The organism is Achromobacter sp. CSND-B12 (assembly GCF_052906545.1).
In genome coordinates, this window is the sequence record NZ_JBREGJ010000001.1 from 5,362,109 (window position 1) to 5,374,135 (window position 12,027).

The window sequence follows — 12,027 nt, forward strand, 5'->3', positions numbered from 1 at the left end:
GCGGACCCACGCAGGCCTTAAAGCTCTTCCGCGTTGATCAGGTCTTCCTTGCCGTAGAACTTCACGCCGATGTGGATGCGCTCGCGGCCCTGCGCGCGACGATGGCGGTTCGTGTCGCGCAGCGAATAGACGCAGCCGCAGTATTCCTGCTGGTAGAAGTTCTCGCGCTTGCTGATCTCGATCATGCGCGACGAGCCGCCGCCCTTGCGCCAGTTGTAGGTCCAGTAGACCAGGTCGTCGTAGCGCGCGGCCGCGCGTTCGCCGCAGCCGTTGATCTGGTTCATGTCCTTCCAGCGCGAAATGCCGAGCGAGCTGGTGATGGTGTCGAAGCCATGCTCGTGGGCATACAGCGCGGTGCGCTCGAAGCGCATGTCGAAGCAGGCGGTGCAGCGCTCGCCGCGCTCGGGCGCGTCTTCCATGCCCTTGACGCGCTCGAACCAGTTGTCCATATCGTAGTCGGCGTCGATGAATTCGATGCCGTGCTGCTCGGCGAAGCGGATGTTCTCCTGCTTGCGGATCTCGTATTCCTTGACCGGATGGATGTTCGGGTTGTAGAAGTAGATCGCGTAGTCGATGCCGGAAGCCGTCATGGCTTCCATGACTTCGCCGGAACAGGGCGCGCAGCACGAGTGCAACAGCACCTTGCTGCGGCCGACGGGCAGGTCGAGTTTGGGGCGCACGAATTCGGACATGGTCAAAGCGGGCAATGAGACGGAAAACCCCTTATTTTACGCCGAGTTGCCGTGACGGCGGGCGGCGCGTGGCAAGCGGAGGGGGGCGTCCCCCGTTGTTCAGCCCAGCACCGCATCCCACAGTTCGCGCACGGCCGTGCGCTCGGCCTGCAACTGGTCCGGCGCCACGCGCGCCTTTTCCACCCCCTGCATGCGCAATTGGTGCTGCACGCGCCGCAGCGTGCGGTAGGCGTCGCCCGCGCGCGCGGCCAATGCCGGATCGATCAGCCCGGCCTCGCCGGCCAGCCGCAGCAGGGTGATGTTGCCCAGGTTGCGCACCAGCACCGGGTGGGTGCCGGCATGGCTCAGCACCAGGTACTGGGTCACGAATTCCACGTCGACCATGCCGCCGGCGTCGTGCTTGAGATCGAACCGGTCGGTGCTGTTCGGATGGCCGGCGTTGATCTTCTGGCGCATCGCCAGCACTTCCTCGCGCAGCTTGGCGGTATCGCGCGGCATTACCAGGATGGCTTCGCGGATCTGCTCGAAGCGCTGGCCGACCGCGGCATCGCCGGATGCGTAGCGGGCGCGGGTCAGGGCCTGGTGTTCCCAGGCCCAGGCGTGCTTTTGCTGGTACTGCTCGAAGGCTTCGACCGATACCGCCAGCAGCCCGGCGTCGCCGTCCGGGCGCAGGCGCAGATCGACTTCATACAGGCGGCCCGACGAGGTCATGGTCGACAGCCAGGAGGTCATGCGGCGGCCCAGCTTGGCGTAGACCTCGGCGGCGTCCTCGCGCGCATCGTCATACAGGAACACCAGGTCCAGGTCGGAGGCGTAGCCCAGTTCCTTGCCGCCCAGCTTGCCGTAGGCGATCACGGCGAAACGCGGTTCGGCGCCCGCGACCTTGTTCACCAGCGGCCAGGTGCGGCGGATGGTTTCCGTTAGCAGCAGGTCGGCCAGCGCGGATAGCTGGTCGGCGAGCTTTTCGACCGTCAGCTCGCCCTCCAGGTCCTGCGCCAGCAACTGGAAGCTGGCCTGGCGCTGCACGTCGCGCATCAGGTTCATCTGGCGCTCGATGTCGGGATCGCCATCGGGCAGGCGGCAGGCGTCGAGGTCGGCGGACAGCTGGCGTGCGATCTGGGCGAAATCCAGCGGTTCGAACAGCGTGCGCCAGTCGATCAGGCTGTCCAGCAGCAGCGGATGCTGCGTCAGGTACTGGGCCGCCCACGGGCTGGCCGCGACCATGCGCGCGACCCGCGCCAGGGTGTCGGGGTATTCCGCCAGCAGGGCCAGATAGGCGCTGCGCTGGGCGATTTTCTCGATCAGGTCGAACAGGCGCACCGCCGCGTCCAGCGGCGCGTCGGTCTGGCGGGCGGCCCGCAGCGCGGCCGGCAACAGCGTTTCCATGCGGCGCCGGCTGCTTTCGGGCAGGCTGCGCACGCGATGGCTGCCCAGCAGCGTTTCGGTGCGGCGCAGCAGGTCGTCGGCCTGCTCGCCGAAGGCCTGGCGGATCTGCTCGGCCAGTTCGCATTGCTCGTCGCTTTCGTCCGCGGTGGTTTCTTCGGTGGCATCGGCGCTGTCCGCCTTGTCCATGCCGACCATGCGGAATACGTTGCGGAAGGTCTGCGAGACGAACTGGCGATGCGCCGCCAGTGTGGTTTCGAAATCCTGCGCGCTCATGCCGAGGGCGGCGGCCAATCCGGCGCGCAGCGCCGGGTCGCCCGGCAGGAGATGGGTCTGTTCGTCTTCCCGGTATTGCAGCGCATGTTCGGTGCGGCGCAGGAACCGGTAGGCATCCTCCAGGCGGCGCGCGTCTTGCGCCGGAACCAGGCCGGCGACGCATTCGGCGTGCAGGGCGGGCAACAGTCCGCGTTGTTGCAGTGCCGGCATGCGGCCGCCGCGGATCAACTGCGCCAGTTGCACCACGAATTCGATTTCGCGGATGCCGCCATCGCCCAGCTTGATATTGTTGGCGCTGTCGATGCCGTTGCGGGCGGAAGCCCGCCGCTGCCAGTCCTGGCGGATGCGCTCGCGCAGGGCGCGCAGGGCGGCCAAGGCGTCGAAGTCGAAATACTTGCGGTAGACGAAGGGCACGCGCAGGCTTTCCAGCTGACGGGCCTGGGCGGCGCTGTCGCTGCCCTCGAACGCCTGCGCCGGCATCAGGCGCGCCTTGAGCCATGCGTAGCGTTCCCATTCGCGGCCCTGGCCGATCAGATAGTGCTCCAGCGCGTCCAGGCTCCAGGCCAGCGGGCCGGCGTCGCCGTCGGGACGCAGGCGCAGGTCGGTGCGGAACACCTGGCCGTTGGCGTCGACCTCGGACAACACCGGCATCATGCGGCGCGTCAGGCGGCCATAGAACTCGTGGTGGCTGATGCGGCGCGGCCCATCGGTGTCGCCTTCCTCGCCGTACAGCATGATCAGGTCGATGTCGGAGGACACGTTCAGTTCGGCGCCGCCCAGCTTGCCCATGCCCACGATCAGCATTTCCTGGGGCAGGCCGGTGGCTGGGTCGCGCGGCACCCCGTGCACCTCGGCCAATTCGGCGGCCACGCTGCGATAGGCGGCGGCCACCGCGGCATCCGCCAGCGCCGTCATCGCGCCCACCACTTCCTCGAGCGGCGCCTGGCCGGCCAGGTCGCGCACGATCAGCGTGCTGAAGACCCGCTCGCGCAATTTGCGCAGCACCTGGCGGCACAATTCCACGGGCAGGATGTCCGGCGCGCCGGGGCCGGCCAGTTCGGCCTGCCAGTGCGCCAGCCGTTCCCGCGTGACGGGTTCCCGCACGGCGTCTTCCAGCCACGCGGCCAGGTCCGGATGGGCATCGAGACGGCGGCGCAGGTGGCCGGACCAGGCAAGGGCGGGGGCGAACAGGGCGGGCATGGACATGGCGATCGGACGGGAGACGAATGGACGCGTTTCAGGTATAAGTGGGGACGATACCGCAAGACTATTCTCCTGCCCACCGATCCGTGTCTGTTTCAAAGAAAGTGTTCTGCTGCCTGTTCTGGGTGGCGCTGACCGTGTACGGCGTCGTGGCCATCGGGCTCCTGGGCGTGCGCTATTGGGTCTTGCCGCGCGTGGACCAATGGCGCCCGCAGATCGAAGCCTACGCCAGCCAGGCGCTGGGCGCACGCGTCGCGATCGGGGCCATCCGGGCGGATTGGCAGGGCCTGAACCCCAAGCTCGAACTCAGCGCGGTGCAAGTCTATGACGACGTGCCGGAGCCGGTCCTGAGCCTGCCTTCGGTGTCGGCGGTGCTGGCCTGGCGCAGCCTGTTCACCCTGTCGCCCACGTTGCTGCGCCTGCGGGTGGAGCAGCCGGACCTCACCTTGCGCCGCGACGCCGCCAACCGCCTGTGGGTGGCGGGGCAGGGCATCGACCTGAATGCCAGCGATCACCAGTCGGACCTGAATCATCCGGCGCTGCGCTGGCTGACCGGGCAGCGCGAGGTGCAGATCCGTGGCGCCCGGATCCGCTGGCAGGACGAATTGCGCCAGGCGCCGGATCTGGTGCTGAACAATGTCGATCTGCTGGTGCGCAATGGCAGCCTGTCGCATCGCTTCGTGCTGCGCGCCGACGGCGATCCGGTGTTGGCGCGCAAAGTGGACCTGCGCGGAGAATTCAATCGCAGCCTGTTCTCGGCCAATGCCGCCAGCCCGGCCAACTGGAGCGGGCAGCTCTACGCCGCGCTGGATGACGCCGAACCCCTGGCCTGGGCGCCCTGGCTGTCGCCCCCGCCGATCAAGGGACGCATCAGCACCCGCGCCTGGCTGCAGCTCGATCATGGCAAGTTCACCACGCTCACGGCCGACGTGGCCACGCGGGGGGTGGACTGGTCGGCGGCGCCTGGTGCCACCGCGGTGCGCGCCGGCTATGCGCAAGTCCGCATCGAGGGCGTGCCGGGCGATTTCATCGACGGCGAGCGCGTGCCGCTGGCGCGCAGTTCCGGCGCGGCCAACCTGTCGGTCATTGGCCATGCCGAGCAATTGCGCGTGGCGCTGCCGGGCATATTCGAACAACCCGAGCTGGGAGCCGACGAGGTGGCGCTGGACGCCCGCATCAAGGGAACCAGCGAACACGACTGGTTCATCGACGTGGCCCAACTGCGGATCGCCAATGACGATCTGGATGTGCGTCTGCAGGGGCAGTGGCGCAGGGAAGGCAGGAGCGCGGCGGGTAGCGTCGACATGCGTGGCACGCTGGTGCGCGGCGCCATGAACGCGATCCATCGTTATCTGCCGCTGGAGGTGAACGCGGACGCGCGCGAATGGCTCGCGACCGGATTGCCGGCCGGCCAGATGGAGTCGGCGTCGATTGTGCTCAAGGGCGACCTGGACGAATTTCCCTTCGGGGCGGCCGGATCGAGCGGCGAGTTCGTCATCGCCGGCGCCTATTCCGGCGCCAAGGTCGACTACGCGCCGGCGCGCCCTCACCGCAAGGGCTGGCCGATGCTGGAGAACCTGTCGGGCAGCTTCCGCATCGACAAGGTTGGGCTGGTGCTCGACAGTCCGGGTGGCGCGCTGGCGCATACCGGCCCAGGCCAGACCGTGACGCTGGGCGCGGTGACCGCCTCCATCCCGGATATGGAACACAATGCGCAATTGACCGTCAACGGCGAAACCAGCGGTCCGGTGCCGGCCTACCTGGCGCTCTCGGAAAGCTCGCCGCTGGGCCAGTTGCTGGACGGCGCGCTGGACGAGGCGCGCGGCACCGGCACCTGGCGCATGCCGCTCAAGTTGAAAGTGCCGTTGATGAACACCGACGACACGCAGGTGGAAGGCAAGATCCAGTTCGCCGACAACACCTTCACCTTCATGCCGGAAATGCCCTTGCTCAGTCAGATGCATGGCGACCTGGATTTTTCGGAGAAGGGCGTGCGCACCAAGGAGATCCGCGCCCAGTTCCTGGGCGGACCGGTCAAGCTCAGCGGCAGCCTGGCGCAACCGACCGATGCCTTGCGTTTCGAGGGCGTGCTGGCGGGATCCGGGCTGACGCAGATCAGCAATACGCCGTCGATGGGCCGTTTTACCGGGAAGACCGCCTACAAGGGCCGGATCGGCTACCAGCGCGGCGGTTCGGTCGAGTTGTCGGTGGAGTCCGACCTGACCGGCCTGGCGATCGATATGCCGGCGCCCGTGGGCAAGCCGGCGTCGCTGGCCCGGCCCCTGAAGTTGCAATGGGGGGCCGCGCAGGATCCGGGAGCCAAGGGCAGGCGCTGGCTCACCGCCAGCCTGGGCGACAATCTCAATGCGCTTTTCGAACGTGATCCGGCCGATGCCTCGCCGTCATACTTCACCCGCGGCGCGCTCGGGATCGAGCGTCCCGCCAGCCTGCCCGAACGCGGCTTGAGCCTGAACGCCAGCCTGCCGGAACTGGACATGGACGCCTGGGAAGCCGTGTCCAACGGCTTCAACCCGCCGCCAGCCAAGGGGCGCGCGGCGGCCCGGCCGCTGCTGCCGGTTGCCGAGCGCGTCAGCCTGAGCGCGGGCCTGCTGCGCGCCAGCGGCTACACGCTGAACGATCTGACCCTGTACGCCACCCGTCCGGCGCCGGCCCAATGGCGCGTGGACATCCAGTCGCGCCAGGCAGCCGGTTCGCTGTCATGGCGCGAAGCGTCCGGCGCGATCGCCGGCCAGATCACCGCCCGTTTCAAGTATCTCGCGCTGGGCGGCGCCGACGACACCAACGAGGCCGACAAGGCGCTTTCCTCGGGCAACGACCTGTCGGACATTCCCGCCATCGACCTGCAGGCCAAGGAATTCCGCCTCTATGGCAAGAACCTGGGCGAATTGCAGGTGCTGGGCACGAATCTGGAGCGTGGTCGCCAGTGGCGCCTGGATAAACTGTCGATCACCAATGACGCCGCGGCCTTGAATGCGACCGGTGCCTGGCGCCTCGAAGGCCCGGAGCGTGGCTTGACGGTGGACGCCACCGCCAAGTTCGAGAACGTCGGCAGCTTCATGGATCGTATCGGCTTTGACCGGGTCGTGTCCGGCGGGACCGGCAGCATCAAGGGCAAGGCGACCTGGCGCAACCTGCCATGGACCCATGACATCGCCGACCTGGTGGGCGACGCCGAGATCAGCCTGGACAAGGGCCGTTTCATGCACGTGAATTCGCGTACGGCGCGCCTGCTCGAGCTGCTGTCGCTGCAGTCGCTGCAGCGCCTGGCCCGGCTCGACGTGAATCCGACCAACCTGCTGCGCGACGGCTTTCCTTTCGATACCGTGCGCGGCCAGATCAAGCTGGCCGATGGTTCGCTGAATACCGAGGGCTACAAGATCAATGGCCCGGTCGCGGCCATCGTGCTGGCGGGGGGCGTCAACATCGTGCAGGAGCGTTGGGATCTGAAAGCGGTCGTGATCCCCAATCTCGACGCCAGTGGCGCAGCCATGGTGACGGCGTTGGCGGTCAATCCGCTGATCGGCCTGGGCGCCTTCGTGACCCAATGGGTGCTCAAGCAGCCGCTGGCCCGCGCCATGACCATGGAATACGCCGTGACCGGCAGCTGGGACGATCCCAAGATCGACCCGATCGACGCGTCGGGCAAGCCGGCGCCCAAGCAGACGCCCAAGCCGCGCAGCCTGGAAGAGTTCATCGAGCACTGATCCGGCTGCCCCAGCGATCGCTGGCATGGCGATACAGGCTCCCAAAAAGCATTTGGCGAGGACCGCCGTGGGGCAATCCTCGCCAAATCGATGCGTGCGCCCGGCATGCGGGCGGCGACGGCTTACTTCTTCTTCATCATGTCGAAGAATTCGGCGTTGGTCTTGGTGGCGCGCATCTTGTCCAGGATGAATTCCATGGACTGGACTTCGTCCATGTCGTGGATGAACTTGCGCAGCACCCAGACCTTCTGCAGCAGGTCCGGCGCGATCAGCAGTTCTTCGCGGCGGGTGCCCGACTTGTTCAGGTTGATGGACGGGTAGACGCGCTTTTCCGCCAGGCGACGCTCCAGGTGCACTTCGGAGTTGCCGGTGCCCTTGAATTCTTCGTAGATGACTTCGTCCATGCGGCTGCCGGTCTCGATCAGCGCGGTGCCCAGGATGGTCAGCGAGCCGCCTTCCTCGAGGTTGCGCGCGGCGCCGAAGAAGCGCTTGGGACGTTGCAGGGCGTTGGCGTCGACACCGCCGGTCAGCACCTTGCCGGAAGCCGGCACCACGGTGTTGTAGGCGCGCGCCAGGCGGGTGATCGAGTCCAGCAGGATCACCACGTCCTTCTTCATTTCGACCAGGCGCTTGGCCTTTTCGATGACCATTTCGGCGACCTGCACGTGGCGGGTGGCGGGCTCATCGAAGGTCGAGGCGACCACTTCGCCGCGCACGGTGCGCTGCATTTCGGTCACTTCCTCGGGCCGCTCGTCCACCAGCAGGACGATCATGACTGCGTCGGGGTAGTTGGTGGTGATGGCGTGCGCGATGTGCTGCATCATCACCGTCTTGCCGGACTTGGGGCTGGCGACGATCAGGCCGCGCTGGCCCTTGCCGATGGGGGCGAAGACGTCGAGGATACGGCCGGTGAGGTTTTCCTCGCTCTTGATGTCGCGTTCCAGGCGCAGCGGCTGGTTCGGATGCAGCGGCGTCAGGTTCTCGAACATGATGCGATGCTTGATCGCCTCGGGCGCCACGCCGTTGACCTTGTCCACCTTGACCAGCGCGAAGTAGCGTTCGCCATCCTTGGGCGTGCGCACCTCGCCTTCGATCGAGTCGCCGGTGTGCAGGTTGAAGCGGCGGATCTGGGACGGCGAGATGTAGATATCGTCCGTGCTGGCCAGATACGAGGTCTCGGGCGAGCGCAGGAAACCAAAGCCATCGGGCAGGACTTCCAGCACGCCGTCGCCAAAGATCTGCTCGCCCTGCTTGGCGCGCCGTTTCATGATGGCGAACATCAGCTCCTGCTTGCGCAGGCGGTTGGCGTTCTCGATTTCCAGGCCAGCGGCCATTTCCAGCAGCTGCGAGACATGCAGCGCCTTCAGTTCGTTGAGGTGCATCGCGGTGAGTGTTGGGGGAAAAGTAAAGGAGGGTTCTGGCGGCGCGCCACGGACGGGCTCGCGCGGTATTGAATGCGCGCCGCCCCCAGGGCGGCGCGTTCGTTCACAGCACGCAGTTTACAACGCGCCGTCCAGGAATGCCGTAAGTTGCGACTTCGACAGCGCGCCAACCTTGGTGGCGGCAGCCTGGCCGTCTTTAAAGAGCATGAGGGTGGGGATGCCACGGATGCCGTACTTGGCGGCGGTGCCCTGGTTCTCGTCCACGTTGAGCTTGGCGATCGTCAGGCGACCGGCGTATTCGGTGGCGACTTCTTCCAGGATCGGGGCGATCATCTTGCAGGGGCCACACCAGGCAGCCCAGTAGTCCACCAGCACCGGCTGGCCGGATTTCAACACATCGGCATCGAAGCTGGCGTCACTGACGTTCTTGATTTGGTCGCTCATGATGGTGTTTCTCGGTTCGGCAGCAAAAGGCGCGTAAAAAGGGACGCGCCTTGCCGTTGTTCTTGTTTGTGGAATGGATTAAAGCATACCACTGTCAATAACAACAGGCATACCACTGTTTATAACAACAGTATTCGCCGCTTTTGTGTAGGATATCGCGGCGCAGTTATCGCGATCCGGCGCATTGAACCCGGATCCGCTGGCTGTGTCTCTATCGTCATCCTACCGAATTCGGAGCTGGTCAGGTCGTGCGCATCCCACCCGGAGCCGCGCAGAATCTGGGCTTATCCGTAAAATGTCGGTTTTTTTCCACAGATGTTGGGGATAACTTGGCCACTCCACGTTACAACGAGGCGTCCATCCGCGTCCTGAAAGGGCTGGAGCCCGTGCGGCAGCGCCCGGGCATGTACACCCGCACCGAAAACCCCCTGCACATCGTGCAGGAAGTCATAGACAACGCCGCGGACGAGGCCCTGGCCGGCCACGGCAAGCAGATCCTGGTTACGCTGCACATCGATGGCAGCGTCTCCGTCGAGGACGACGGCCGCGGCATTCCCGTCGGCCTGCACCCCGAGGAAAACGCCCCCGTGGTCGAGCTGGTCTTCACCCGGCTGCACGCGGGCGGCAAGTTCGACAAGGCTGGCGGCGGCGCCTACGCCTTTTCCGGCGGCCTGCACGGCGTCGGCGTGTCCGTCACCAACGCCCTGGCCACCCGCCTCGAAGTGGTGGTGTGGCGCGATGGCGCCGTCAACCGGCTGGTGTTCAAGGGCGGCGACGTCGCCGAACCGCTGGCGCCCTACGACCAAGGCGGCCGCAAGAAATCCGGCACCCGCGTGCGGGTCTGGCCCGACGCCAAATATTTCGACAGCCCCAATATCCCGCTGGGCGAGCTGACCCACCTGCTGCGCAGCAAGGCCGTGCTGCTGCCGGGCGTGAAGGTCTCGTTGGTCAACGAAAAGACCGGCGACACCAAGACCTGGCAGTACCAGGACGGCCTGCGCGGCTACCTGTCCGAGGCGCTGGCGGGCGCCGAGCTGATGGTGCCGTTCTTCGAGGGCCAGCAGTACGCCGGCGCCGACCACGAAACCTTCGCCGAAGGCGAGGGCGCCCAATGGGTGGTGGCCTGGACCGAGGACGGCAACGCGGTGCGCGAGTCGTACGTCAACCTGATCCCGACGCCGGCCGGCGGCACCCACGAGTCGGGCCTGCGCGAAGGCCTGTTCGGCGCGGTCAAGGGCTTTGCCGAGCTGCACAGCCTGCTGCCCAAGGGCGTCAAGCTGCTGCCCGAGGACGTGTTCGCGCGCGCCAGTTTCGTGCTGTCTGCCAAGGTGCTGGACCCGCAATTCCAGGGCCAGATCAAGGAACGCCTGAACAGCCGCGACGCCGTGCGCCTGGTGGGCGGGTTCGCCAAGAGCGCGCTCGACCTGTGGCTGCACAGCAATGTCGAATACGGCAAGAAGCTGGCCGAACTCGCCATCCGCCAGGCGCAGGCGCGCCAGCGTTCGGCGCAGAAGGTCGAAAAGCGCAAGAGTTCCGGCGTGGCGGTGCTGCCCGGCAAGCTGACCGACTGCGAGTCCAGCGACGCCACCCGCACCGAGGTCTTCCTGGTCGAGGGCGATTCGGCCGGCGGCTCGGCCAAGATGGGCCGCGACAAGGAATTCCAGGCCATCCTGCCGCTGCGCGGCAAAGTGCTCAATTCCTGGGAAGTCGACCGCGACCGCCTGTTCGCCAACAACGAAATCCACGACATCTCGGTCGCCATCGGCGTCGATCCGCACGGCCCGGGGGACACCCCCGACCTGTCGGGGCTGCGCTACGGCCGCATCTGCATCCTGTCGGACGCCGACGTCGACGGTTCGCACATCCAGGTGCTGCTGCTGACGCTGTTCTACAAGCACTTTCCCAAGCTGGTCGAGGCCGGCCACGTCTACGTCGCCAAGCCGCCCCTGTTCCGCCTGGACGTGCCGGCGCAGGGCAAGCGCCCCGCGCGCAAGATCTACTGCCTGGACGAAGGCGAGCTGGAAGCCGCGCAGGACAAGTTGCGCAAGGAAGGCTCGCGTGAAAGCAGCTGGGCGGTCAGCCGCTTCAAGGGCCTGGGCGAAATGAATCCCGAGCAGCTGTGGGAAACCACCATGAATCCGGACACGCGCCGGCTGCTGCCGGTGGGCTATGGCGACCAGACCCCCGAAGACACCACCCGCATGTTCGACATGCTGATGGGCAAGGGCGAGTCCTCGCAGCGCCGCGCCTGGATCGAAGAGAAGGGCAACCTGGCGGAGCTGGACATCTGATGTCGTTGCCCTCGTCCCCGCCGCCGTCCGCCGCCATGGCGGTCGACCTGACCGCCGACGACTATGCCGAATTCGCGGCCTATGTGTACAAGCGGCCCGAATTGCGCCGCCGCCGCTACCTGTCGCACCTGCGTTTCGCGGTGTTGATGGTGGTGGTCCTGCTGGGCTACCTGGTCTGGCAGACCTGGGACGGGCCTGGCCCGAACTGGGGCCTGCTGCTGCCGGTGTACTTCGAGGGGCTGGCGGTCGGCCTGGGCATCCTGGCGCTGCTGGCGCTGGCCTACGAGTTCGTGCTGCCGGGACTGGTGCGCATGAACACGCGCCGCATGCTGGCCAAGCGGCCGGACGGGATGTTCCTGGGGCGCCACCAACTGGTGTTCGGCGCCGACGGCATCGAGGACAGCATTGCCGACGCCTCGGGGCGCATCGACTGGGTCGACGTGCGGCGGGTCGAGGAAACACCGCAGCATCTGTATGTCATCCTGGGGACGCTGCAAGGCGTGATCGTTCCCAAGCGCGGGCAGGACGCCGCCACCCTGGACGCGGTGCGCGCCCAGTTGCGCGAGCACGTGGCCGATACCCAGCTGCTGGGCGCCGCGCGTCCCCAATGACGCCGTTTCAATGAATTTGT

Annotated in this window: 7 protein-coding genes; 3 read left to right on the top strand and 4 right to left on the bottom strand. The window is 66.6% G+C overall.

What is annotated here, in order from left to right:
• Positions 1-17 precede the first annotated feature (17 nt).
• Both ACUTAG_RS25275 and glnE read right to left on the bottom strand, forming a co-directional pair.
• Complete coding sequence (locus ACUTAG_RS25275; protein WP_006387813.1) at positions 18-692, bottom strand: epoxyqueuosine reductase QueH; 675 nt, start codon at positions 690-692, stop codon at positions 18-20.
• 99 nt (positions 693-791) lie between these two features.
• Positions 792-3,557 carry a bifunctional [glutamate--ammonia ligase]-adenylyl-L-tyrosine phosphorylase/[glutamate--ammonia-ligase] adenylyltransferase gene (gene glnE / locus ACUTAG_RS25280; RefSeq protein ID WP_006387814.1) on the bottom strand — a complete coding sequence of 922 codons (2,766 nt, stop codon included), beginning with the start codon at positions 3,555-3,557 and terminating at the stop codon, positions 792-794.
• Between the two features lie 83 nt (positions 3,558-3,640).
• Here glnE and ACUTAG_RS25285 point away from each other — a divergent pair, with 83 nt between their 5' ends.
• Positions 3,641-7,279, top strand: a complete 3,639-nt coding sequence (locus ACUTAG_RS25285) for a YhdP family protein (RefSeq protein ID WP_392388237.1) — start codon at positions 3,641-3,643, stop codon at positions 7,277-7,279.
• A gap of 122 nt (positions 7,280-7,401) precedes the next feature.
• Here ACUTAG_RS25285 and rho read toward each other — a convergent pair whose 3' ends face one another.
• Together rho and trxA are read right to left on the bottom strand one after the other, a co-directional pair.
• Complete coding sequence (gene rho / locus ACUTAG_RS25290) at positions 7,402-8,661, bottom strand: transcription termination factor Rho (protein WP_006387816.1); 1,260 nt, start codon at positions 8,659-8,661, stop codon at positions 7,402-7,404.
• A gap of 117 nt (positions 8,662-8,778) precedes the next feature.
• Complete coding sequence (gene trxA, locus ACUTAG_RS25295) at positions 8,779-9,105, bottom strand: thioredoxin TrxA (RefSeq protein ID WP_006387817.1); 327 nt, start codon at positions 9,103-9,105, stop codon at positions 8,779-8,781.
• Between the two features lie 329 nt (positions 9,106-9,434).
• Here trxA and parE point away from each other — a divergent pair, with 329 nt between their 5' ends.
• Positions 9,435-11,396: a DNA topoisomerase IV subunit B gene (gene parE / locus ACUTAG_RS25300; RefSeq protein ID WP_026383474.1), complete on the top strand. Its 1,962-nt coding sequence runs from the start codon at positions 9,435-9,437 to the stop codon at positions 11,394-11,396.
• Positions 11,396-12,007 carry a YcxB family protein gene (locus tag ACUTAG_RS25305; protein ID WP_148316573.1) on the top strand — a complete coding sequence of 204 codons (612 nt, stop codon included), beginning with the start codon at positions 11,396-11,398 and terminating at the stop codon, positions 12,005-12,007. Before parE ends, ACUTAG_RS25305 begins: the two co-directional genes overlap by 1 nt.
• The last annotated feature ends 20 nt before the right edge of the window (positions 12,008-12,027 follow it).

Excerpts from the sequence above, each read along its gene's own strand:
- glnE (WP_006387814.1), bottom strand. The coding sequence starts at position 3,557 with ATGTCCATGCCCGCCCTGTTCGCCCCCGCCCTTGCCTGGTCCGGCCAC.
- ACUTAG_RS25275 (WP_006387813.1), bottom strand. The coding sequence starts at position 692 with ATGTCCGAATTCGTGCGCCCCAAACTCGACCTGCCCGTCGGCCGCAGC.
- ACUTAG_RS25305 (WP_148316573.1), top strand. The coding sequence starts at position 11,396 with ATGTCGTTGCCCTCGTCCCCGCCGCCGTCCGCCGCCATGGCGGTCGAC.
- trxA (WP_006387817.1), bottom strand. The coding sequence starts at position 9,105 with ATGAGCGACCAAATCAAGAACGTCAGTGACGCCAGCTTCGATGCCGAT.
- rho (WP_006387816.1), bottom strand. The coding sequence starts at position 8,661 with ATGCACCTCAACGAACTGAAGGCGCTGCATGTCTCGCAGCTGCTGGAA.